We start from the raw sequence: 22,811 nt of genomic DNA on the forward strand, positions 1-22,811 counted from the left end.
CGCGGGTCGGCTTTCCGTGGGCGCACGCCACTGCGTTCATGAGAGCGCCGGATATTCAAATCCATCAGGCGCTACTCGATGAATCGTTCCCGGGCGGGAACATGGAGAACCGCCGTGCTGTCTTGTCCGGGGAATCAGGCGGGCCCTAGACTTTGCCCACGTCATACAGGGAATGGGCCAGCAGAAATCATCTGTATCGGCTCGCCATGGCGAGGTGCCGTTGCGATCAATAAATATAAACAGGCGAATATAAAAGGAGGAGACGGTTTTGAGGAAAATCAGGACAAGAGCAGTCTTGCGGTATTCGCTGCTCGCAGCCGTATCCTGCCTCAATGAGGCGCATGCGGAACCGGTGGCCCGCGTCTTCGGGGTCGTCGACGCGGGCATCGAAATCAGCGGTGCAGGCAAGGGCACCGAGGCGCGGATGATCTCCGGCGGCTCCGCCGGCAGTCGTTGGGGCATAGACGCGACGGAGGACCTGGGCCAGGGGCTCAAGGCCACCTTTCGCCTCGTCGGAGGCTTCGGCGCGGACGACGGCCAGGCCGGGCAGGGCGGACGGCTGTTTGGCCGTGAGGCGGCGGTAGGCCTGGTAAAGCGCGGCGCCGGCAGCCTGCTGCTGGGCCGGCAGCCAACGCCGGTTTCGCTGACAAACTCCTTTGTCGATGCGTTTTACTGGATGGGCAGTGGTGGCCTGATTTCCCTGAGTCGCAGCGGCGCAACGGCGGTGCAGCAAGTGATTCCGCAGGTCGTGTCGGCGCGTGCCGACAATGCCATCAAGTACTACTCACCCGAGGAGTGGAAGGCGGTGTCGTTCACGCTGCTGTTTTCGCCGGGCGAGAAATCGCCCCAGCTCGGCAATACCTACGGCGCTTCGGCTCGCTATCTGGAGGGGCCATGGGATCTGAATGCCGCCTGGGGCCGGCAGGACAGCGGCACGGGCGCAACGGGCCAGATCACTTCGTATTCCCTGGGCGGAAGCTATGATCTGAAGCTTGTTAAGATCTATCTTGGATTTACCGACGAAAAGAACTCGTGTTCCACTTGTACCGGGGCCCTGGCTCGTAACACGGGGGCGACCGTCAGCGAGTTCAGGTTGGCCAATCTGGGCGTCCGGGTTCCGATCGGACGGTTTACCGCGATCGCACAAGTGGTCAGGGTCGACGACCGCTCGAACTATCAGGTGGATCCCGGCAGCAGGGATGCGACGTGGTTCGCATTGGGCGGCGAATATTCGCTGTCGAAGCGCACGACACTGTATGGTTCCATCGGCACCATCGATAACCGGAACGGATCCATGTATGCATTAGGCAGCGGTGGTGTGCAGCAGCCGGCCAATTCGGTGGGCGCAGGCAATCCACGTTCGACCGCGGGTGGTCTTGGCATCAAGCATGTCTTCTGAGTCCGACTCCATGAATGTCATCACAGCAACTTCAGACTGGTACCGGTCGTCCGCCACCGCGGCTGCAGGCTACGACATCAGCACGGGACTGATCGGTCCCGAGTACACCGACGCCTATTCGCTGCGGCTTGCCCGCATCGAGCCCGGTGTCGGCATGCCCGCACACGCCAGCGCAGGTAACCGGGCATATTTTGTGATCGACGGTGAGGGCGTGGTCTTGTGCGCAGGCGCGGAACGCGATATTTCGCGCGGTTCTCTCGTCAAGGTGCCGTGCGGCGTAGAGACTGAATTGCGCAACGCAGGCTCGTCGACGTTGTGGCTGTTCATCATCTGCGATCCCGCGCCGGAGCCACGCGCCGACGCCGGCGAGTCGCTGCCGGCACGGCAATTGTCGCAAGCCGAAGTCCTTTCGGCCGAAGCTGTCGCCTGGAAGGCCTTTGAGGCCGCTGGCGTGCAAGGCTATGAACTGAAGCCCACGATCATTGGCGACGAACTGACCCATGCCTACAGCGTTGATCTGATGCGCGTGGCGCCCGGCGGATTTTCGGACGCGCACACGGACCAGGGCAGGCACGCCTTTGTCATTCTTGAGGGAGCGGGCCACGTCACGATCGACGGCCAGACGTTCCGCTTCCAGCAAGGCGATATCGTCAAGGTCCCGCCGGGGTCGCTGCATGAGCTGCGCAATCATGGCGCGGACTCGTTGGTGTTCCTCACCATCTACGATCCGCCGCGGCGACGCAAGACAAGCTGATTCGACCCGGTCGCGCTCGCAAGGGTGCGGAACAACGAAGCTGGAGATGCGATGAGCAAGCGTGAAAGGCTGGCCCGGGCCTGCAAGGCCGCAGGTGCGATCGTGGCGCTGTGCGGCAGCATGATGGCGCATGCCGAGAACTGGCCGAGTCGGCCGATAAAGCTGGTCGTGCCTTCCACGGCGGGCTCGACGCCGGACGTTTTCGCGCGGATTCTCGCCGACGCGCTACACGCGGGAATGGGCGCGACCATCGTCATCGATAACAAGCCTGGTGCCGGCGGCGCGGTCGCAGTGAATGCCGTGGCCAAAGCGCCTCCTGACGGTTATACGGTCGGCATCACACCTCCCGGCCCGCTGGGTGCCGACACGCTGCTGCAAAAGCGCCTGCCCTATGACCCGGCCAGGGAGCTGGCCCTGGTGACGCTTGCGGTCACGCAGGCCAATGTGCTGGTGGTGCGCGATTCGTTGAAGGCGCAGGATATGGGGCAGTTGATCTCCGCGCTGCAAAAGGATCCGGACAAATATACGTACGCGGCCATCGGTGCCGGCTCGGTCAATCGCCTGTGCATGGAGCTTGTCATCCAGCAGAGCGGCACGAAGATGACGCGGGTCGCCTACGCGGGCACACCTCAGGCCATCCTGGCCGTGGTCAGCGGCGAGGTCGATATGGCCTGCCTTCCCGAGCAGGCGGTCGCGGCGCAAGTGCGGGCCGGCAAGCTTCGCGCGCTTGCGATTGCCTCGGCCAGGCGCTCCGCCGTATTGGCCGCGGTGCCGACGCTGAAGGAGCTAGGCATGCCCGGCATCGAGGCGGATTCCTGGATGGGTATCATTGCGCCTGCCGGCACGCCACCAGCGATCGTCAATCGCTTGCGTAGCGAGATCGCGCAGGCGCTGACTCAGGCGCAAACTCGCGAAAAACTACGCACGCAGTTCATGGAGGTCGTGGCCTCGACACCGGAAGCATTCGCCAGGACGGTGCAGGGCGATGTCACGCGCTGGAAGTCCCTGATCCAGACGCGTGGAATCAGCGTGGACTGAGGGTCGGCCCGGCGCGCTGCTGACGGTCGCTGGCAGCGTTAAATTCATCAAAACGCTCGCACAGGAAATCGACAAAGGACCGCACCTTCGGGGTCACGGTCCTATGCCGCGGAAACACCGCATGGATATCGCGGTTGCCGCGGCCCCATTGCGGCAGCACATGCACCAGCGTGCCGGCTTCCAGATCGGCCCGGCACAGATAATCGGGAAGCCAGCCGATCCCGACGCCGTCCAGCACCACCGTGCGCAGGGTGCTGGTGTCATTGGCCGAGAAGCGCATATGCACCTGCACGGTCTCGACCTCATCCGAGCCCTTATACATGCGCCATTCGACCGCGCCGGCGAAGATATCCACCAGCATATGCTCCGCCAGATCGGCCGGCACCTGGGGCGCACCGTTGGCGTGCAGATACGCCGGCGTTGCCACCAGCTTCAATGCTACGGTTCCCAGGCGCCTTGCCGCGAGCCGGCTGTCTTCAAGGGCGCCGGTACGAATGACGACGTCGATCTCCTCCGCCATGGGTTCGACCTTGTTGCTCGTCAGCGTCAACGACACATTCATTTCCGGATAGCGCGCGAGGTAGTCGGCAATCAGCGGCGCGATCATCCATTGCCCTGGCGTGACAGGCGCACTGACGCGCAACAGGCCTTTCGGCGTGTGCCGGATCTGCCCAACCTTCTGCTCGGCCTCCTCGATGTCGGAGAGGATGCGGCGCGCGTCTTCGGTGAACAGCAGACCGGTCTCGGTCAATGCAAGCTTGCGGTTGGAGCGATACAGCAGCGCGACGCCGAGATGTGTTTCCAGCCGCGTGAGACTGCGGCTGACCGACGACTTCGGCATGCCCAGCACATTGGCCGCCGCACTGAGACTCATCAGCTCGCTGATCTTTGCAAATACTCTGATGTCGACCAATTCCATCTTGAGGGAGGGGCCTTGTCTGGACGTCATTAACGCTTGCGCTGCGGCAGCCGGCAAGCGCCATTCCAATAGCGGTCACGCCGTTGTGGTGCCGCCTCCCGTGTCTATACCGGCCTCGATCCTGAGCGTCAACCGGTGTTTGCCATGACGCGCGGCCCGCGTTAGCGGGCACTGCTCCCGCGCTGTTCCCGCCATGGAACGTCGCTTTCCATGGCCCCGGCTTGTGGGACCCATCGCGAGTTGCGACGATAGGCACAGGGTTCTGGGTTCTGGAACTGGACAGACACAAGGAGGGGATGTGATTCAACCGCTGCACATTGATCCGGAGGAATTCCGCAAGGGCCTGCGAGCGTTTACCACCGGGGTGACCGTGGTATCCATGGCCGACGGCATGGGAGGCATGCACGCGATGACCGCGAGTTCCTTCGCCGCCGTATCCGTTGCGCCGCAACTCGTCGCCGTGAGCATTGCAAAGACGGCCAGGTCGCATGCGCTGCTGACCGCCGATCGACCCTATGGCATCAATATCCTGGGCGAGCGCCAGGCATTTCACGGCCACTATTTCGCCAACCGCATGAGCGAGAAATGGGAGCCTCCCTACGAATGGGAGGCGGGCGCCCCGGTCCTGGCCGGCACCATGGGCTGGTTTGTGTGCCGGCGCTGGGCAGCCTATGACGGCGGCGACCACACCATCCTGGTTGGCGAAGCACTCAGGATCCGGCGCACCGATGACCGGCCGCTGGTTTGCAGCCGCGGCGAGTTTCACGCGCTTGGCGGCAAGGTCGACGTGGTCCATCCGGACAGCCTGCACACCTTCGGCGCTGCCTGAGACCCTGGCATTCCTGCATGAGCACTGACACATGATCACCACGATTACGCTGCAAGACGATGGGCCACTGGAGGTTTCCGGCGACTTCGAAATGGTGGACGATGCCGGCGCGCCGTTCCGTCGACGGAAAATGTGCCTGCTTTGCCGTTGCGGCCATACCAGGCGCCCGCCATTCTGCGATGCGTCCCACGCCGAGGCCGGTTTCAACAGTTGTCCGCGTGCTCCCGCGGAGGACGCCAACCATTAAGGGCGCCGCAAGCGTCCGGAGAATTCAATGCCGACTGCCAAGATCCGTGTCATGAATTCGGGCCCTCTCCATGTCACCGGAGAGTTCGAGCTCGTCGATGCCGAGGGGGTGCACTATCCCCACAAGGGAATCTTTTCGCTGTGCCGCTGCGGGAAATCCGCGTGCAAGCCTTATTGCGACGGGTCGCACCGGGCGCAGCGCTGGGAGAATATCGTGCACTCGGACAAGCCAGCCCCTGCAACTGCGACGTAGCTGACAAAGGGCCATACCGCCGGTTGTCTCCCCTCTCCCGCTTGCGGGAGAGGGGCCGGGGGAGAGGGCAGGCGCATGGCAAGCATTGTGTTGCCTCACTTCGTGGAGACTCCTGCCCTCTCCCCCACCCCCTCTCCCATAAATGGGAGAGGGGAGACAACAATCGTCGTTCTGGCTTTGTCAGCAACCTCGGGACGGGCTGATGCCCGTCCCTTTTTCCTTCAGCGATGCAATACCCGCGGCCGCCCGCTAGCTTGCCTCGACATGATCCACGGGCAGTACGACCCCATCCTTTGATGTGCGTACCCGCGGCGGGTCATAGATCGTCAGCAGCACCAGCTCGCTGTCGCCGGCATTGCGGACCGCATGCACGACGCCTCTGGGAATGCGCACGACCGCGCCGGCGCGTGCACGATGGGACGCGTCCGCAATGTCGATATCGGCTTCGCCGCTGACAATAAAGAAGGCGTGGTTGTCGGGGTCGATGTGCTGCGGCGAGTAGCCACCCTGGGCGACCCGGACGATATCCATCGAGTACGCGTCGGTGTACTCCACGCCCAGGATATTGAAGACGAATTCAAATCCCTTGGAGCCCTCGATCTGGTGGGAAATCCAGGGCGTATCGGAAACGTGAGTGACATGTTGCATGGTCTTCCGTCCTTTCGAAGTTGGCAGAACTGCGTTGGCAGTCGCCACATGATGCAACGTTATGAAGCCGTGCAATGCGCGTCGGATCGAAAACCATGTTGCAGTGCTGGAACGCATCTCTGCGTTCCGGAGTCAGCTACGATTGCCGCCTCTGCGTATCGCTTGGCAACTCGTTGAAACGCGCCGCGTAGTAGCCGGCAAAGCGGCCAAGATGGCCGAAGCCGAACTCGAGCGCGGTCTCGGTGACGCTCGCCGAAGGATCGAGGAACAGGCGCAAGCGCACGGCGTCGAGACGCGCATTGCGCAGCAGCTCCATCGGCGAGATGCCGAAATGGCGGTGGCACAGTGCGTTGAGCGTGCGGCCGCTGGTGCCCGCCGCACGCGCTAGGTCCTCGAGCGAGACCGGTGCGCTCAGGTGCGACTCGATGTAGGCAACCAGTGCGTCGATCCTGCGTGTGCCGCCGGCCGCGGGTTCGGATGCCGAGGGGCTGTGCAGGGCGGCCTGCAGCGGCGCGGGCAGCGGTGTGTCAGCCGTCGGCTGGTGCAGCAGCAGGAACAGCGCGAGATTGCGCTCGAGATGTCCTACCCAGTTGGCATGGACGGAGCCGTTGTCCGCGCACGAGAGCACATTCAGCAGCGAATGCGCGATCAGGTCCCATTGCGATTCCAGCGCGCGCGGCAGCAGGAATCCGGACGTAAGCAGCGGGCGGCTGTCGGCTTCCAGGCCGCCGGCTTCAAGGAGCAGGCTGTTCGGGACCCGCACGATCAGTTGCTGGCTGCCGGGACTCCAGCGCAGGCGGATCCGTTCCCTGGGAGAGAGCACCGCCGTGCGGCCTTCGGCGACCCACAGCCGTTGCCCGTCGCACTCGATCTCCGCCCCTGCGCCGAGCGAGGTATGCACCAGGGAGAACTGCTCGAACGGTCGCGCGGATACCGACACCTCGGGACCGTAGCGCAGCGCATAGATTCTGAGACGGTCGAGTTCGCCCTTGAACAGCGCCGCGTCGGGCGCGCCGGATTTCCAGCGCAGCTCGTGATCGGTAAGTTCCTGGGCGACCTGGTCATGCGCTTCTACCCGCACATCCGATTGAAATACCGGGTTGCTGTAGAGCGCGGCGAGGGCGGGCGTTCGTGGTGAAAGTGGCATCGTCTGTCCCCTGTTCCGGTCTGGCAGCGTTTCCGGCTTTTTGCGCCATTGCGCTCGAATCGCCTTGAAGACCCGGACTGGTCTGCAGGGGTCGGTCGCCCCTTTCCTTTGCATTTCATCTTGCCATAGCGTCGGTGGCATGGGTAGCGCGGCGAGGCGCCATGCACGCCACACCTGCGTGAACCGGATGGCCGGAGACGGATTGGCTTCCATTTTCGGATAGGCAGCGGCACGGCCGCCAGAAGCGGATCGGGACACCCGGAAACTTCACCAGTTCCGGATAGTGGGGCGGGGCAGCCGCTACCTACACTGCGTCCATCCCTACACCACAACCCTCGCGGAGACAGCGATGTCAGATTCCCCCCAAATCACCGCGCACACCGGCAGCCGGCAGGTGGCATTCCCCCAGCCCGATGGCTCATGCGTTCCCTACAGTGTCTTCAGTTCGCAGGAGGTGTACGAGCGGGAGCAGGAGCGCATCTATCGCGGGCCGCACTGGAGTTTCGTCGCCCTGGCCTGCGAGATTCCCAATCTCAACGACTTCAAGAGCACTTTTGTCGGCGACACGCCCGTGGTGGTGACGCGCACGGCCAGCGGCTTTTCGTGCTGGGTCAATCGCTGCGCGCACCGCGGTGCAATGGTATGCCGCGAGAAGCATGGCAATGCGGCATCGCATACCTGCGTCTACCACCAGTGGAACTACTCGTGCGAGGGCGACCTGCAGGGCGTGCCGTTCCGCCGCGGCCAGAAGCAGGGCGCCATCATGCTTACCGGCATGGCCAAGGCCTTCGATCCGTCGCAGCACGGCCTGCAGAAGCTGCGCGTGGCGGAGTACCGGGGCTTGCTGTTTGCGACCTTCAGCGACGAGGCGCCGCCACTGGCCGACTACATCGGCCCCGAGATGCGTCCGTGGGTGGACCGCGTGTTCCACAAGCCCATCGTCTACCTGGGGTGCACGCGCCAGTACTCGAAGTCGAACTGGAAGCTCTACTTCGAGAACGTCAAGGACCCGTACCACGCGAGCCTGCTGCACCTGTTCCACACGACGTTCAATATCTTCCGCGTCGGCATGAGCGCGCGCTCGATCCCGGATGCCGCGCATGGCCTGCACAGCCTGATCACGGTCACCAAGCCGAAGGTGGACACCAATACCGCGGCGGCCTACACCGACCAGAAGATCCGCTCGATGCAGGACGGCTTCGAGCTGGAAGACCCGTACGTGCTGGCGCAGGTCCCGGAGTTCGAGGAAGACTGCACCAACCACATCCAGCCGATCTTTCCGCAACTGGTCATCCAGCAGATCCACAACACGCTGGTCGCGCGCCAGCTGCTGCCCAAGGGTCCGAACAACTTCGAGCTGGTGTTCCACTTCTTCGGCTACGAGGACGATACCCCGGAGATGCGCGAGCTGCGCCTGCTGCAGGCCAACCTGGTGGGGCCGGCCGGCTACATCTCGATGGAAGACACCGAGGCGACCGAACTGGTGCAGCGCGGCACCGTACGCGACGGTGACAAGACGTCATACATGGGCATGGGCCTCGATGCGCCCGAGCAGACCAACAGCAATATCACGGAAAACCTGATCCGCCGCTTCTGGGCCGGCTATCAGCGTGCAATGGGGTACTGAAATGGACAACAACATGCAGCTCTGGCTGGAACTGAGCGCGCTGCAAAGCCGCTACGTGCATGCCATCGACAATGACCTGCTCGAGACCTGGCCGACGTTCTTCACCGAAGACGGGACGTACACCATCATCTCGCGCGAAAACGCGGACCGCGGCCTGCCCGCACCCATCATCCACTGCCGCAACCAGAAGATGATGCGCGACCGCGTGGTCGCGCTGCGCCATGCCAGCATCTACGAAGCGCACGGTTACCGGCATGCGCTGGGCGGGCTGGTGATCGAATCGGTGACTGCGGACGAGGTACGCACGGTGTCGAGCTATATCGTCGTCAACACCGGTGCGGCAGGCGATTCCATCGTGTACCAGGCTGGCGTCTACCGCGACACCGTCGTGAAGCAAGGCGGCGCATGGTGCTACCGCGAGAAGCGGGTCATCTACGACACGTCCCGGGTCCAGACCCTGCTGGCCACGCCTATCTAGGAGCAACTCCAATGAGCCATTGGCACGATGTCGGCGGCGCCGACGAATTCATCGAAGACGAACCGCGCGCCGTTGAGGCGGCCGGGATATCGATAGCGGTATTCCGCGTCGGCGACGAGCTGTTTGCGTTGCATGACCTGTGCACGCATGAGCGCGTGCCGCTGTCCGAGGGCTTTGTCGAGGACGGCTGCGTCGAGTGTCCGCTGCACCAGGGCCTGTTCGACCTGCGCACCGGCGAGGCGCGCAAGGCGCCCTGCGTGACGCCGGTGCAGACCTATCCGCTGCAGGTCAGAGAGGGGCGGGTGCACATCCAGGTGCTGCCGCCGGTGGTGGCGTTGTCCTGAATGAAGGCGGCAACCATGCATACCGACCAATCGACCATTGTCATCATCGGAGCCGGCCAGGCCGGCGCCTGGGCCGCGCGCACGCTGCGCGAGGAGGGCTTCGCAGGGCGCGTGCTGCTGATCGGCGATGAAATCCATCCGCCCTATGAGCGCCCGCCGCTTTCCAAGGCGGTGCTTTCCGGTGAAGCGGCTCCCGAAAGCCTGCACATCCTCGATGCCGCGGCGCTGACCGCCTTGTCGATCGAATGGCTGGCCAAGGCGCCGGTGGCGCGGATCGAGCGCGCGGACCGCCGCGTGATCCTCGCCGACGGCCGCGCCATCCGCTATGACAAGCTGATCCTCTGCACCGGCGGCAGGGCGCGCGAGCTGGATGTGCCGGGGAACACCCTGCCTGGCGTGCATACGCTGCGCACCATCGCCGACGCGCAGCGGCTGGGTCCGCTGCTGCGGACCGGTGCGCGCATCGTGGTCGTGGGCGGCGGCTGGATCGGGCTCGAAGTGGCGGCAACCGCCAGCAAGCGCGGCGCCGCGGTAACCGTGATCGAGACCATGGGCAGGCTGTGCGAGCGCAGCGTGCCCGAGGCGCTGTCAGCGCACCTGCACGGAATGCATGTCGCGCAAGGCGTCGACGTGCTGCTGGGCGCGGCGGTGGCGGGCTTCGCGCGCGCTGCGCAAGGCCCGCTGGAAGTCATGCTGGGCGATGGCAGGACCATCGACTGCGATACCGCGGTGGTCGGCATCGGCCTGGTCCCCAACGACGAACTGGCCCGCGCCGCGGGGCTCGACTGCGAAGGCGGCGTACTCGTCGACGCGCAATGCCGCACCTCCGACCCCGACATCTTCGCTGCCGGCGACGTGGCCGTCGCGCGCAACAGCTGGGCCGGGCGCAGGCTGCGGCTGGAGTCGTGGCAGAACGCGCAGGACCAGGGGATCGCGGCCGCCAGGTCGGCGCTCGGGCGCGATGTCGATTATGACCCGCTGCCGTGGTTCTGGTCGGACCAGCACGGCACCAACCTCCAGATCTACGGCGTGCCGTCGCCCCGGCATCAGGTGGTGGTGCGCGGCGACCCGGCGGCAGGCAGCTTCGTGTTTTTCTACCTGGAAGGCGAGCGGGTGATGGCCGCGCTGGGCGGCAATGCGGCGCGTGAGCTGCGTTTTGCCCGGCGACTGATCGAAAGGCGAACGCCGGTCAGCGCGCAAGACCTGGCCGACCCGGCGGTGTCGCTGGCAAAGCTCTGACCACGGATTTCGGGCATCGATGCCCATCCGGTCCAGGCGCAATCAAGACATACAGAAACGGAGGAGAACGTGCGGAACATCGACATTCACAGGATGGCCGGCGAGGCCCGGCTCAATGGCTTCCACTACGGCGTGCTGGGCTGGTGCGCGCTGATCATCATCTGCGACGGCTATGACCTGGCCGTAGCCGGCATCGCGCTGCCGTCCATCATGAAAGAGCTGGCGATCGAGCCGGGACAGGCGGGTTTGCTGGTCAGTACGGCGCTGTTCGGCATGATGTTCGGCAATATCCTGCTGGGCACGGTCGCCGACAGGATCGGCCGGCGCTGGGCCATTGCCCTCTGCATCGCGCTGTTCAGCGTATTCACGGCCGCCGCCGGACTTTGCAGCGACCCGCTGCTGTTTGGCGCGGCACGTTTCCTGGCCGGCATCGGCATCGGCGGTGTCATGCCGAACGTGATCGCGCAGATGACCGAATACGCACCGCGGCGCGTGCGCAGCACCATGGTGACGCTGATGTTCAGCGGCTACTCGGTCGGCGGCATGCTGGCGGCCGTGCTGGGCAAGGGGCTGATCGAAAGCTATGGCTGGCAGTCGGTGTTTCTCGCCGCGGGCTTGCCGGTGCTGTTGATCCCGCTGATCCTGAAATCGATGCCGGAGTCTGTATCGTTCCTGATCCGGCACGGACGCACCGACGAGCTCAAGCGCCTGGCCAGCCGTATTGACCCGAGCTACCGGCCTGAGGCCAGCGACCGCTTTGTGGTCATGGGTGCCGATGCCGTGGACGCGGCGCCGATTCGCCAGCTGTTCCAGCAAGGGCGCGCGCGCAGCACGCTGATGTTCTGGCTGTCCTGCTTCATGTGCCTGTTCATGGTCTACGCGCTCAGCTCCTGGCTGACCAAGCTGATGGCCAATGCCGGCTACAGCCTTGGCTCCGCGCTGACCTTTGTGCTGGTGCTTAACCTGGGCGGCATGATCGGCGCCATCGGCGGCGGCTGGCTCGCGGACCGGTTCCACATCAAGTACGTGCTGATCGGCATGTACGTGCTCGCGGCTGCGTCGATCACGCTGCTGGGGCATCCGCTGCCGACCGGCTGGCTGTATCTGCTGGTGGGCATGGCCGGGGCCTCCACCATCGGCACGCAGATCGTCGGCTGCGCCTATGCGGGCCAGTTCTATCCCGACCGCATCCGTGCCACCGGCATCGGCTGGACCCTTGGCATGGGCCGCGGCGGCGCCATCCTCGCGCCGATCGTGATCGGCATCCTGGTTGCGATGAAGTTGCAGCTCGAACTGAACTTCATGGCGATTGCCGTGCCCGGGCTGGTCGCGGCGCTGGCTGTGATGATGATCGATCACGGCCGGTCCGCGTCGGCCGTCGCCGGCCAGGGCAAGGCCGCCGGCGGCACCGCGCTGGCCGATGTCCCGCAACAACCCGCAAATTCCAACACGTAGTCCCGACACCTAGTCCCAACACTTAGTCCCACACCAAAGGAGACCATGCACCATGGCCGAGTACACCCCTTCCGAACTTCTCGCGCTGGTCAATGACAGCCAGGTCAGCGCCGGCGATGAGCGCGTGCGCGCCATTACCGCCCGCGTCGTTGCAGACCTGTTCCGGACCATCGAAGAGTTCGAGGTCACGCCAAACGAATTCTGGTCTGCCATGAAGTGGCTGACCCGCCTGGGCCAGGCCGACATGGTCGGTCTGATTACCGCCGGCCTGGGCTTTGACCGCCTGCTCGATATTCTCGAGGAGGAGGCCGACGAGGCGCAAGCGCGGGCGCTGGGCACGCCGCGCGCGATCGAAGGGCCGCTATACGTGGCCGGCGCGCCGCTGTCCCAGCGCGAAGTACGGCTCGATGAAGGCAATGAAGGCAAGGGCGAGACGCTGGTCATGGAAGGCCGCGTGCTCGGGCTGGACGGCAAGCCGGTGCCGCACGCGGTGGTCGATGTCTGGCATTGCAACGAGCAGGGCCGGTACTCGCACTTCGATCCGAGCCAGCCGGACTACAATCTGCGCCGCCGCATCGAGACCGACGCCGAAGGCAACTACCGCTTCCGCAGCTTCCTGCCGCCGGGCTACGCGATTCCGCCGGACAGCCCCGTATCCGAGCTGTTCGGGCTGCTGGGCCGGCATGGCAACCGCCCCGCCCATATCCATTTCCTGGTCTCGGGACAGGGCAAGCGGGCGCTGACAACGCAGGTCAATATCCCCGGCGATACCTTCCTGGACGACGATTTCGCCTTTGCCACGCGCGACGGCCTGATCGTGTCGCTGGAGAAGGTCGAGCGTTCCGCGGAATATGCGTCGCTCGGCGTGACAGGGCCGTTCACCCATGTCCGATTCGACTTTGTGCTGCAGGAATCCCTGAACGAAGCGGAGACCATTGCGGCCAGCCGATACCAGACTGCCGCCTGACGGCAAGGGCGCCGCTGTTCTGCTGTCCTGCCGGAATGAACATGCCGGCTCCCGGGAGGCATCCCGGGAGCCGGCCAGTTCACTGCGCTGCTTGTACTTACCGGCTGGGCGGCTGCCACGGAATCAGGCGCCGCTCAAGCTGCTGGAACAGCGCGAAGATCACGGCGCCCATGATGCCCGCGGCAAGCAGCGCCGCCAGCGAGAGCTTGAGCGACAGGATCTGCCAGGACTGCCAGATCAGGTAGCCCAGGCCCTTTTCGGCATTGAGATATTCGACCGCGGTGGTACTCATCAGCGCCAGGCCGACCGAGATGTGGACGCCGCTCATGATGACCGGCATCGCCGCGGGAAGCATCACGCGCAGGTAGAGGTCACGCGGCCGCGTCTCGAAGCTCCTGGCAACATCCTTGTAGATCGTGTCGATGCTCAGCACACCCGCCATGGTGCAGATCACCATGGTGAAGAACGGCCCGAGCGCGATCATCAGGATGTTCGACTTTTCGTTGAGGCCGAGCAGGATCAGAAACAGCGGAAAGAGCGCAATGCGCGGCAGCGGGTAGAGCACCGTAACGATCGGCTGGACCAGCACGCGGCACCAGCGGAACATGCCCATGCTGAGCCCGAGGAAGATGCCCGGTATCGTTCCAAGCAGCATGCCCAGCGCGAAACGCCACGCCGTCTGCCCGACATGCTCGTAGAGGCCGCCTTCGCGCGCGAGCTCCGCCAGGGTCCCGAGCACGACGGTCGGCGCCGGCAGGATCCGTTCATCGAATACGCCGAGCCGCGAGCACAGCTCCCACAGCACAAGCAGGGCGAGCGGGCTCAGTATCGAGAACATCAGCTCCGGCCGGGGCAGCCTGATGCCTCGCGTGGTAGGCGGCAGCGGCTTGACGGGGTTGTTGCCGAGGGCTTCACTCATGGCCTGCTCCCTTTACCTTCAACTCGGTGCGCAACGAAATGACCTCTTCGCGCAGGCTGTCCCAGATGCGGCGCCGTACCTCGATAAACTCGCGGTCGTTCTGCATGTCCAGCACATTGCGCGGGCGGGGCAGCCTGACGTCGATGATGTCCTTGATGCGGCCGGGCCGCTTGCCCATGACGGCCACGCGGTCGCCGAGGATGATGGCTTCATCGAGATTGTGGGTGATGAAGACAACGGTCTTGCGGCTGCCCTCCCAAAGCGCAAGCAGGTCTTCATACGCCAGCATCTTGGTCTGCTCGTCGAGCGCGCCGAACGGCTCGTCCATCAGCAGGATCGCCGGATCGTTCGCAAACGCCCGCGCCAGGTTTACGCGCTGGAGCATGCCGCCGGACAGCTCGCGCGGGTAGGCGTTCTCGAATGCGAGCAAGCCGAGCTTGTCGAGATACTCGCGCGCGATGGCATTGCGCTCGCTTCTGCCAACCTTGCGCGCGGCCAGGCCGTAGGCCGCGTTGTCGAGCACGGTCATCCACGGAAACACGCCGTTCCCCTGGAACACCATCGAGCGCAGGGAGCCGCCTTTGGCGCTGATGCTGCACTGCATGGTCCCGGTCGACTGCGTTTCAAGCCCGGCCAGCACGCGCAGCAGCGTGGTCTTGCCGCAGCCGCTCGGCCCGACCAGGCAGAGGAATTCGCCCTCGTGGATGGTAAGGTCCACCCGGCTGAGCGCCGTCATGTAGCCGGTTGCTGTCTCGAAAACCTTGGTGAGGTTGCTGAGTTCGATGCGGCCGCCGCGCCGCCCGATCTCGGCCAGCGTTGCGCCGCCTGCCGGCGGTGCGGCAGCCAGGGGGGTGCTTGCATTCATGTGCATGGTCTCCGTGGGTCGTAGCCCGTCGGGATGGCGGGATTCGTCCCGATGCCGACGGATTGGGTGCATGGTGCGGGCAGGGTAAGGCCCGCGGTTGGCTGAGAAGGGGTTCCGTATCAGGGCGCGCCCGCAGCCTGGCGCGCCCGCTGCAGCTGGGTCATGTCCACGACCTTGGCCGGATCGATCGGCTTCTTGACCAGTCCGGACTCGACCCAGAAGCGCTGCACGCGCGCCAGCGAATCCAGCTGGATCGCCGCCTTTTCGTTCCAGTAGGGAATGCCGCCGACGCTGCGCAGCAGATCCTCCGGCAACCCGGTCCATTTGGCGGCAAGGGCCAGCAACTCGGGCGTCCATTGGCCCTTGGCCTTCGCAACTTCGCGCACGGCCTTGAGATACGCCGTGAGGAAGCTGCCGACCGCGGCCGGGTGATCGCGCAGGAAGGCCTCGGAAGAGGCAAGGTAGGTTTCCTGGTACCACGGCACCACGTCCTTGTAGGACAGCCAGCGAACGCCGATGCCCCGGCTCTCGATCAGCGTCGCGGTGGGCTCGCTGACGCCGGCTACATCGACCACCTTCTGGCGCAGGATCTCAGGGGTGTCGCCGGGAGTGCGCGGCTTGTACGACAGGGTTACGTCAGACTTCTTCAGGTCTGCGCTGTTCAGCGCGCTGCGCAGCAGGAAATCGACCGGATTGCCTTCGACCGCGCCATCGACCTTGCGGCCCTTGAGGTCCTGCAGCTTGCGAATCGCGCCGGCATCCCAGAGATCCTTGCGCACGACCAGCACGGCGCCATCGCGATAGCCCTGCTTCGGCTCGGTCAGGGTCGAGATCAGCTTGATATTGAAGCCCTCGGAGAACTGGTTGAACATCGCAGGCCCCGCGATCACCGCGCTGATATCCCCGTCGCCGCGTGCGAGCAAGGGCATCTGGCTGTTGGCGGACCCCTTGTACGGCATGACCTGCACATCGAGGCCCTCTGCGCGGAAGTAACCGCGATCGACCGCAAGGAACAGCGGCAGGTAGATGATCTGCGCCGGATTGAGCGAGAACCGGACCTTCTGGTACTGGCGGCTGGCCTGGGCCTGGGCCGCTGCGCAGCCTAGCGCGAGGCCAAGTGCGGCAAACAGTAAGCCGAGGCGCCTGAATCCGTGTGTCATGCGAGTCTCCGTGAGATTGGGATGAGTATTCAGCCTCGCTGGAAGGCCGCGGCATGGGCCATGGGCCGGCAGGAAGCGAAAGATGCGCCCGTCCGGGGCTGGACGGGGCCCGGCTCTGCGGGCCGGCAAGGACAGTGTGCGCGCGGGTAAACCGAGGAACAAGACAACCCGGAATGGAAATCATGTTCCAGAACTGGAACGCTATCCGGCATCGCAGTGCTGGCGCCTGGCGTTTGGCGTCTGTGCGAGCGCGGACCGAAGCGCCCGCAATGCAGGCGTTGCGGACGCCGATGCGGGACTGCGGCGTGTGACTGGCGAGTTCACAAGGGCCTGGCGCTGACGCATAATCCCAGTGCATACGGATAGCACTGGCAGCGGCGGTTGAAGCCGCGCCGCATTGAATCCGGCCCCGATAAAAGCTTCGGGATAACAAGAAATCGGAGTCGCCTTGTCAATAGATCAGGTGCAACGGGGTCCTGACGGGAACTGGATAGTTCCTATCCCCGGTCACAGTCCTTACACGTTCACCCGCATGAAATGCGGTTTCGACGCCCCCGACTCGCGCCATAAGGTGGTCGTGATCAACCTGGCGAAGCTGCTCGCTTGCGCCGATCGCGATACGACGGACTATGTCCTCCAGGCTGCGCAGTACTGGCATGCGGGCAAGGTGCGTGGCATTCGCGAGTTCCTTGCCCCCGGCCAGAAACGGATCCCGGAAGTCCCCTATGTCACGTTCACAACCCGGCGCCGCCGTACGTTATCCGGGCTGATTGGCATTGCCACCGAAGGCGTAGTGTCGTTTCGCAACGGCCAGCATCGCGCCCGCTATCTGGCGTTTGCCGGCGCAAGCAGCCTGCCGGTTGAAGTTCATGAAACCGAGGCGGAACTGCTGGAGCGATTCTGCGGGTGGGGGCGTTAGCAAGCGGCTGGATGCCTGGCAGGCGCGTGTGCCTTGCCGTGGATGAAATTGTGCGGCAAATGGCATTTGCCCGTTACCCGGTCTGATCGCTCCGCGATCCGGTTCGCCCGGGAAACTACAGTAGTAACATCGTCCTACCCACGCGCCAAGGAGCAGGGCATGCAGTTTCTCTGGCCGCAAATGCTATGGCTGCTGCTCTGGCTCCCCCTGCTGGCGGCCGCCTACCTGTACCTGCTTGCGCGGCGCAAGAAAATCGCCCTGCTGTATTCCAGCCTTGCGCTGCCGCGCGCCGCGCTGGGCCGCAAGCAACGGCTGCGGCGTCACATCCCGCCGTTGCTCTTCCTGCTCGCGCTGGGCGCGGCCCTGCTGGCTTGCGCCCGTCCTACGGCGACCGTCACGCTGCCGTCGGACACCATCACCCTGGTGCTGGCCATGGATACTTCCCGCAGCATGGAAGCGACCGACGTCGCGCCGACCCGGATCAGCGCCGCCCAGCAGGCCGCGCGGGATCTCATCGTCGGGCTGCCGGCCAGCGTGCGCCTGGGCATTGTCTCTTTTGCCGCCACGGCGACCGTGGTGCTGCCGCCCACCGACAACCGGCAGGACATGCTCGACGCGATCGACCGCTTCCAGCTCCAGCGCGGCACGGCGACAGGCAGCGGACTGATTCAGGCACTGGCGATGCTGTTCCCCGACGATGGCATCGACCTGGAATCGATCCTCTTCAGTGGCGAGTCGCTCGCACCCGGGCCGGGGGGCAGATCGATGACGGAGGCCGCCGCGGCCGACGCTGTCCGCAAGCGCGATCAGGAGCAGCCGGCGGCGCAGCCCGGGTCTTACCGGCACGGTGCGGTGATCCTGCTCAGCGATGGCCGCCGCACCACCGGCCCGGACCCCCTGGACGCCGCGCGCATGGCGGCCCAGCGCGGCGTGCGCGTCTATACCGTGGGTTTTGGTACGCCGCAGGATGCGGGTGCGGCGGTGTCGGGCCTGTCTTTCTACATGCAGCTGGATGAACCCACCTTGCGTTCGGTGGCCGCGCTCACTGACGGCGAGTACTTCCAGGCTGGCTCGGCCGCGGACCTGACACAGGTGTATCGCCGGCTGAGCGCCCGTTTCGCGCTCGAGCGCAAGGAAATCGAGATCAGCGCCTTGCTGGCGGCGGCCTCGGCGCTGCTGCTGATGGCGGCGTGCGGGCTGTCGCTGCTGTGGTTCCGGCGCTGAGGTGAAGCGCGCGCGACCTGGCCGCGTTCAGCGCGGCGAACAGCGTTGCAGCGCCGGGACCTCTGCAGGCGTCGGGATGGCGGCGCAGGCCAAACCAGGACCTGACAGCGATTTTGTATGTCTTTGTATTGCGCAGCCAGGGCGATACGCTTGCTGACAGCATCGGCCTTGCTGCACTACACGCGCGATACACCGGTCTCCTTAAATACGTTCCGTGGCCCGGCGCCGAAATCCAGCGAAAGCGAGCACCGGGCGCTCACGGTTCAATGTCAATTCTTAAGGAAACCAATCATGACTACCAACATCGCCCGCCGTTTCGTATTGGCCATCGCCCTGACTGCCGCAGCGGCAGGTGCCCAGGCCGCGAGCCTGTCCCATGTGGGCGCGCGCGACCCGTACACCGACGGCGCACGCTCGGTGCTGGATGCACGCGACCCGTACAGCGACGGCGCGCGTTCGGTGCAGGAACCACGCAGCCCGTACAGCGACGGCGCTCGCAGCTTCGATCCCTTTACCGATGGAGCCCGGACCCTGGCCGGCCGTGACCGCACCGGCGTTTCCGCGGAACCGGCGCGCAGCGCCGACCCTTACCTCGACGGCGCGCACGCCTGAACCCACACCAACCACCCATCGTCAATCCAGGAGCAAAACATGACCCGAATCGAAAAAGTGCTGTACACCGGCAAGGTCCATATCACCGCGGGTGGCCGCGACGGCGAAGCCCATAGCGATGACGGCCGCCTCAACCTGCAGTTGTCGTCGCCGGGATCCAGGGGCTCCGGTACGAACCCGGAGCAATTGCTGGCTACGGGATGGTCGGCATGCTTTATCGGCGCGATCGGCCTGGCTGCCGGCAAGATGAAGATCAAGCTGCCGTCGGACCTGTCCGTCGACGCGGAAGTCGACCTGGGCACGGCCGGCGAAGCCTATCTGCTGCAGGCCCGCCTCAATGTCCGGATTCCCGGCATCGAACGCGACGTGGCCCAGGCACTGGTCGATACCGCGCACCAGACCTGCCCGTATTCGAAAGCCTTGCGCGGCAACATCCATGTCGAAACCAATCTGATCTGAAGACCCGGGGACCTGCCTGAGTTCGCCAGGCGGTCCCGCTAACAGAAGGAGGTACCCATGTCGAACACCAGCACTCCCGCTGCCATGGCCATCTCGCCGGGCGCGTTCCATGGCATTACGCTGGTCGGGGCCGTGGTGGCCGCATTGACAACCTTCGTGACGCTTGCCGCGGCGTTGCCGGCCTGGGCCATGTTTCTTGGCTGGGTCGGGTACAACTCCCGCGGGCAGACGGTACGCGAAGGCCTGGCGAACCTTGTGGCACTCCTGCTCGGCATCTTGTTTGGCGCAGGGACGGCATTGCTGATCGGATGGCTGACCCCGCATGTCGGGGACCTTGCTACGCCGCTTGCGGTATTCGCCGATGTGGTGCTCGTGCTCAGCCTGCGGGCCGTGCCCGGCATCAACAACCCGCTTGCCTACTTTCTCGGGCTGATCAGCTTCTTTGCCGCGAGCCAGCCACCGTCGCCGTCATTGCTGGCCGGATTGGTCGCGGCGGGGGTGCTCGGCGCGCTTGGCGGCGGCATCAGCAATGTGCTGCAGGGACGGCTGGCGCGCTAGCGCCGATACCAGTGATCACAGCGAGATCAGTAATGCCGTGGTTGCAACGCGATCGCATTCGGTCAGCGCCGGATGCGATCGCGTACGTCTTTCGGCCGGCTGCGCCATTGCCGGGCGGCTCCATGATATATTCGCATGCGAACAAAACCACAATGCCGTCGAACACATGGAACATCGCCTCGTCTACCTGTTGAACGTGGGCCAGCGGCGCCTGCAGCGGTGGTCACAAGCGCGCACCGCCGCCGGTGGCGTGACCTCCGCCCAGGCCGGGCTGCTGTTCTTTCTGGGCAGGAACGATGGCGCGCTGATGAGCGAGGCCGCCGCCGCGCTCGATCTGGGCGCGCCCGGAATGAGCGGGCTGGCCGACCGGACCGAACGGGCCGGACTGATCGAGCGCCGGCCGGACGATACCGATCGCCGTGCCTGGCGCCTGTGGCTGACGGAAGCGGGGCGCAAGGCGCGCCTGCGTTCCAAGGCCAGCATGAAGGTATTGAATGCCAGACTGACCGAGGGCTTCACCCCGGACGAGATCGACGTGGTGGCGCGCTGGCTGGGCAGTTTGCAGACGAAGTTTCCGGCCGCCGACGAGGATCAGGTGTAACCGGGGCGGCGGCGCGGAAGCGAGGCAGCGGGGCAGTCCGGCTTACTGCCCGTCAAGTCTGGTGAAGTCCGGTTTGCGCTTCTCGGCGAAAGCCTGGAAGGCTTCCCTGGCTTCCGCACTGGCCAGCCGCTCCACGAACCGGGCGCTTTCGCTTTGCATCTGCGCTACCAGTTTTTCCGCATCGCGCATCAGCTTTTTCATGGCGCTCAGCGAGCCGGCAGGGCGGGTGGCAAGCTTCTCGGCCATCCGGCGCGCTTCCGCCCGCAACTGGTCGTTGCTGCAAACCTTGTTCGCGATGCCCCAGGCCACCGCGGTCTGCGCGTCGAGCGGCTCGCCCAGCGCGAACATCTCGAAGGCCCTGACGTGGCCGATCCGCAGCGGAAGCAGGTGGCTCGATGCCGCTTCGGGAACCAGTGCAAGGTTGACGAAAGGCGTGATCAGCTGCGCATCCTGGCCCAGCACGACGTAATCGCAATGCAGCAGCATGGTGGTCCCGACGCCGACGGCCTTGCCGTTGACGGCGGCGACAGTCGGCACCGTCGAGTTGGCAAGGGCGTGCAGGAAGCGATGCACGTGACGTTCGCCGCTGTGCTTTCCTGCCGCGATCGCGGCGAACTCGCCGATGTCGTTGCCGGAAGTGAACATGTCCCCATCTCCCTGGACCAGCAGGACGCGGATACTCCGGTCCTGTTGCGCCTGCTCGATCGTGTCGGCGAGTACGCCATACATGTCGTTCGTCAGGGCGTTCTTCTTGTCGGGGCGGGCAAGCGTCATGGTCAGCACGCCGCCGGTGAGGTCAATGCGGATATCGGGGGTCATGAGTCGGTCTCCGGGTCAGTTGCAGGATGCTGTGCGAGCAGCGGAATGAATTTCGCATGCGAAGTATATAGATAATTCGCGTGCGAAGTAAACCGATGAGGCCAGGTGCGCTATCCGTGGCCTCAAGCCTGCTTTCCCGTTCCCCGGCCGGCTAGAACCGGTGGCGCACGCCCATCACGGCACCGAGCTGGTTCTTGCCAGGCTGCACGTTAAAGACAGCCGTCGCACCAGTGCCAGTGTTGTAGCCGTTGACCCCGAGGTTCGACTGGTCCTTGTTGAGCGCGTAGGAGACCGATGCATAAAGGTCGGTACGCTTGGTGAAGGTGTAGTCCGCCGTGACCACGAACTGCCAGGGATCCGCGCCGGTCTGGCGGAAGTCCTGGTAGTAGGCCGCCCCCATCAGCGAGAAGGCAGGCGTCAGCTTGTAATTGACGCCAAGCCAGTAGAGATTGGCGCCGGCGTTCGCGGCCTGAGCGCCTGGCAGCCGGGCGCCGTCGAGCGCCTTTGCCAGGCGGTACCCGGCGAAAATCTTGGCAGGGCCAACTGCGTACGTGCCGGCAACCGCGTAGCGCCGCAGCACCGGTGCCTGGTTGGCCGGCGTCCCGGTGTGCAGGTCGTCGTACGCCAGGCCCAATGAAAACGGGCCGCTGGCGTAGCTGAGGTAGGCGCCGTACTCGCGCCCGAACACATTGCTGCCGGCGACTTCGTTGCCATTGGCCTGGAACGAATAGAAGGCGGCGCCGGTCAGTGCACCGAACTTGCCGACGTACTTGACGGCGTTGTCTGCCCGCGCGCCGAACTCCGGCGCGATGGCCAGGATGCCGTAGCGGTCGGCCGTCGCTGCGGGATCGTAGAGATTATTGAAGTCGCGCAAGGCGGTTTGCTGCCGGCCGAGCAGCAGGCTGCCATAGGGACTCTCCACGCCAACGTAGGCATTGCGTCCGAACAGGCGCCCGCCCTGGCCGGAATTGCCCGTATCGATATCAAAGCCGCTTTCCAGCAAAAACACGGCCTTGAGCCCGGCGCCCAGGTCTTCGGTGCCGCGCACGCCCCAGCGCGAGCCGGATTGATTGCCGGAACTGAGCCTGAACAGATTGTCGCCGTCGCGGCCGGAGTTGCTGTTGTACTCGATGCCGGCATCGACAATGCCGAACAGCGAGACGCCGGACTGGGCGCAGGCAGCGTTGGCCGCCACGGATGCGGCAAACGCCGCGAACATCTTCTTCATCATTTCTCCAGTTTTTCTTGCGTCTTGAAATTTGTAGCGGCGCGGCGCTGACAAGCTGCGATACAAAGACCCCGCTTGCCGGAAACAACCGGGATACACAGGCG

Annotated in this window: 26 protein-coding genes; 18 read left to right on the plus strand and 8 right to left on the minus strand. The window is 64.8% G+C overall.

Annotated elements, in window-relative coordinates; genetic code table 11:
* Window positions 1-295: 295 nt before the first annotated feature.
* The 3 genes from VSR71_RS18575 to VSR71_RS18585 are packed head-to-tail and all read left to right on the plus strand — an operon-like array spanning window position 296 to window position 3,191.
* Window positions 296-1,399 (plus strand): porin, encoded by a 1,104-nt coding sequence (locus tag VSR71_RS18575; RefSeq protein WP_342915312.1) that lies wholly within the window; start codon window positions 296-298, stop codon window positions 1,397-1,399.
* Entirely contained in the window at window positions 1,377-2,153 is a 777-nt protein-coding gene (locus VSR71_RS18580; protein ID WP_342915313.1) for a cupin domain-containing protein, read from the plus strand. Before VSR71_RS18575 ends, VSR71_RS18580 begins: the two co-directional genes overlap by 23 nt.
* Window positions 2,154-2,204: 51 nt before the next feature.
* Window positions 2,205-3,191 (plus strand): tripartite tricarboxylate transporter substrate binding protein, encoded by a 987-nt coding sequence (locus tag VSR71_RS18585; RefSeq protein WP_342915314.1) that lies wholly within the window; start codon window positions 2,205-2,207, stop codon window positions 3,189-3,191.
* Here VSR71_RS18585 and VSR71_RS18590 read toward each other — a convergent pair.
* The gene (locus tag VSR71_RS18590; RefSeq protein ID WP_342915315.1) at window positions 3,178-4,110 is read right to left on the minus strand and encodes a LysR family transcriptional regulator; all 933 of its coding nucleotides are present in this window, start codon (window positions 4,108-4,110) and stop codon (window positions 3,178-3,180) included. The two genes, VSR71_RS18585 and VSR71_RS18590, sit on opposite strands and share 14 nt — an antisense overlap.
* A 298-nt stretch (window positions 4,111-4,408) precedes the next feature.
* Between VSR71_RS18590 and VSR71_RS18595 the strand changes: the two genes are divergently transcribed.
* From VSR71_RS18595 to VSR71_RS18605, 3 genes are read left to right on the plus strand one after another with little or no spacing between them, the layout of a single operon-like run.
* Window positions 4,409-4,939 (plus strand): flavin reductase family protein, encoded by a 531-nt coding sequence (locus tag VSR71_RS18595; RefSeq protein ID WP_342915316.1) that lies wholly within the window; start codon window positions 4,409-4,411, stop codon window positions 4,937-4,939.
* A 31-nt stretch (window positions 4,940-4,970) separates the two neighbouring features.
* Window positions 4,971-5,186, plus strand: a complete 216-nt coding sequence (locus VSR71_RS18600; RefSeq protein ID WP_342915317.1) for a CDGSH iron-sulfur domain-containing protein — start codon at window positions 4,971-4,973, stop codon at window positions 5,184-5,186.
* Window positions 5,187-5,213: 27 nt separating this feature from the next.
* The gene (locus VSR71_RS18605; RefSeq protein ID WP_342915318.1) at window positions 5,214-5,438 is read left to right on the plus strand and encodes a CDGSH iron-sulfur domain-containing protein; all 225 of its coding nucleotides are present in this window, start codon (window positions 5,214-5,216) and stop codon (window positions 5,436-5,438) included.
* Window positions 5,439-5,687: 249 nt separating this feature from the next.
* On the opposite strand, the gene VSR71_RS18610 is transcribed toward VSR71_RS18605, so the two are convergent.
* Both VSR71_RS18610 and VSR71_RS18615 read right to left on the minus strand, forming a co-directional pair.
* Window positions 5,688-6,086, minus strand: a complete 399-nt coding sequence (locus VSR71_RS18610) for a cupin domain-containing protein (RefSeq protein ID WP_342915319.1) — start codon at window positions 6,084-6,086, stop codon at window positions 5,688-5,690.
* Window positions 6,087-6,222: 136 nt separating this feature from the next.
* Window positions 6,223-7,446: an AraC family transcriptional regulator gene (locus VSR71_RS18615; RefSeq protein ID WP_342915320.1), complete on the minus strand. Its 1,224-nt coding sequence runs from the start codon at window positions 7,444-7,446 to the stop codon at window positions 6,223-6,225.
* 136 nt (window positions 7,447-7,582) lie between these two features.
* Between VSR71_RS18615 and andAc the strand changes: the two genes are divergently transcribed.
* The 6 genes from andAc (at window position 7,583) to VSR71_RS18645 (ending at window position 13,343) form a co-directional block, all read left to right on the plus strand.
* A complete protein-coding gene (andAc, locus tag VSR71_RS18620) occupies window positions 7,583-8,860 on the plus strand; it encodes an anthranilate 1,2-dioxygenase large subunit AndAc (protein ID WP_342915321.1) in 1,278 nt (425 codons plus the stop codon).
* A 13-nt stretch (window positions 8,861-8,873) separates the two neighbouring features.
* A complete protein-coding gene (gene andAd, locus VSR71_RS18625) occupies window positions 8,874-9,338 on the plus strand; it encodes an anthranilate 1,2-dioxygenase small subunit AndAd (RefSeq protein ID WP_428979426.1) in 465 nt (154 codons plus the stop codon).
* 11 nt (window positions 9,339-9,349) lie between these two features.
* A complete protein-coding gene (gene andAb / locus VSR71_RS18630) occupies window positions 9,350-9,682 on the plus strand; it encodes an anthranilate 1,2-dioxygenase ferredoxin subunit AndAb (protein ID WP_342915322.1) in 333 nt (110 codons plus the stop codon).
* A gap of 15 nt (window positions 9,683-9,697) precedes the next feature.
* Entirely contained in the window at window positions 9,698-10,921 is a 1,224-nt protein-coding gene (locus VSR71_RS18635; RefSeq protein WP_342915323.1) for an NAD(P)/FAD-dependent oxidoreductase, read from the plus strand.
* Window positions 10,922-10,990: 69 nt separating this feature from the next.
* Window positions 10,991-12,376 (plus strand): MFS transporter, encoded by a 1,386-nt coding sequence (locus tag VSR71_RS18640; protein ID WP_342915324.1) that lies wholly within the window; start codon window positions 10,991-10,993, stop codon window positions 12,374-12,376.
* A 52-nt stretch (window positions 12,377-12,428) separates the two neighbouring features.
* Window positions 12,429-13,343: a dioxygenase gene (locus VSR71_RS18645; RefSeq protein ID WP_342915325.1), complete on the plus strand. Its 915-nt coding sequence runs from the start codon at window positions 12,429-12,431 to the stop codon at window positions 13,341-13,343.
* A gap of 97 nt (window positions 13,344-13,440) precedes the next feature.
* On the opposite strand, the gene VSR71_RS18650 is transcribed toward VSR71_RS18645, so the two are convergent.
* From VSR71_RS18650 to VSR71_RS18660, 3 genes are all read right to left on the minus strand, one after another.
* Window positions 13,441-14,262 carry an ABC transporter permease gene (locus VSR71_RS18650; protein WP_342915326.1) on the minus strand — a complete coding sequence of 274 codons (822 nt, stop codon included), beginning with the start codon at window positions 14,260-14,262 and terminating at the stop codon, window positions 13,441-13,443.
* Window positions 14,255-15,127, minus strand: a complete 873-nt coding sequence (locus VSR71_RS18655; RefSeq protein WP_342915327.1) for an ABC transporter ATP-binding protein — start codon at window positions 15,125-15,127, stop codon at window positions 14,255-14,257. The genes VSR71_RS18650 and VSR71_RS18655 overlap by 8 nt, the downstream gene beginning before the upstream one ends.
* A 119-nt stretch (window positions 15,128-15,246) precedes the next feature.
* A complete protein-coding gene (locus VSR71_RS18660) occupies window positions 15,247-16,287 on the minus strand; it encodes an ABC transporter substrate-binding protein (RefSeq protein ID WP_342915328.1) in 1,041 nt (346 codons plus the stop codon).
* 448 nt (window positions 16,288-16,735) lie between these two features.
* Here VSR71_RS18660 and VSR71_RS18665 point away from each other — a divergent pair, with 448 nt between their 5' ends.
* The 6 genes from VSR71_RS18665 (at window position 16,736) to VSR71_RS18690 (ending at window position 20,660) form a co-directional block, all read left to right on the plus strand.
* Window positions 16,736-17,206, plus strand: coding sequence for a plasmid fertility inhibition factor family protein (locus tag VSR71_RS18665; RefSeq protein ID WP_342915329.1), 471 nt, complete (start codon window positions 16,736-16,738; stop codon window positions 17,204-17,206).
* Window positions 17,207-17,365: 159 nt separating this feature from the next.
* Window positions 17,366-18,430, plus strand: coding sequence for a VWA domain-containing protein (locus VSR71_RS18670; RefSeq protein WP_342915330.1), 1,065 nt, complete (start codon window positions 17,366-17,368; stop codon window positions 18,428-18,430).
* Between the two features lie 291 nt (window positions 18,431-18,721).
* A complete protein-coding gene (locus VSR71_RS18675; RefSeq protein WP_342915331.1) occupies window positions 18,722-19,042 on the plus strand; it encodes a hydroxyquinol 1,2-dioxygenase in 321 nt (106 codons plus the stop codon).
* 39 nt (window positions 19,043-19,081) lie between these two features.
* Window positions 19,082-19,501 carry an organic hydroperoxide resistance protein gene (locus tag VSR71_RS18680; protein WP_342915332.1) on the plus strand — a complete coding sequence of 140 codons (420 nt, stop codon included), beginning with the start codon at window positions 19,082-19,084 and terminating at the stop codon, window positions 19,499-19,501.
* 57 nt (window positions 19,502-19,558) lie between these two features.
* Window positions 19,559-20,059, plus strand: a complete 501-nt coding sequence (locus VSR71_RS18685; RefSeq protein ID WP_342915333.1) for a DUF1097 domain-containing protein — start codon at window positions 19,559-19,561, stop codon at window positions 20,057-20,059.
* A 166-nt stretch (window positions 20,060-20,225) separates the two neighbouring features.
* Window positions 20,226-20,660, plus strand: coding sequence for a MarR family winged helix-turn-helix transcriptional regulator (locus VSR71_RS18690; protein ID WP_342915334.1), 435 nt, complete (start codon window positions 20,226-20,228; stop codon window positions 20,658-20,660).
* 42 nt (window positions 20,661-20,702) lie between these two features.
* Here VSR71_RS18690 and VSR71_RS18695 read toward each other — a convergent pair whose 3' ends face one another.
* Both VSR71_RS18695 and VSR71_RS18700 read right to left on the minus strand, forming a co-directional pair.
* Window positions 20,703-21,479: an enoyl-CoA hydratase gene (locus tag VSR71_RS18695; protein WP_342915335.1), complete on the minus strand. Its 777-nt coding sequence runs from the start codon at window positions 21,477-21,479 to the stop codon at window positions 20,703-20,705.
* Window positions 21,480-21,630: 151 nt separating this feature from the next.
* Window positions 21,631-22,710 carry a porin gene (locus VSR71_RS18700; RefSeq protein ID WP_342915336.1) on the minus strand — a complete coding sequence of 360 codons (1,080 nt, stop codon included), beginning with the start codon at window positions 22,708-22,710 and terminating at the stop codon, window positions 21,631-21,633.
* Between the last annotated feature and the right edge of the window lie 101 nt (window positions 22,711-22,811).

The sequence above is a fragment of the Cupriavidus oxalaticus genome (assembly GCF_038900635.1).
In the GTDB taxonomy this organism is placed as follows: Bacteria; Pseudomonadota; Gammaproteobacteria; order Burkholderiales; family Burkholderiaceae; genus Cupriavidus; species Cupriavidus oxalaticus_B.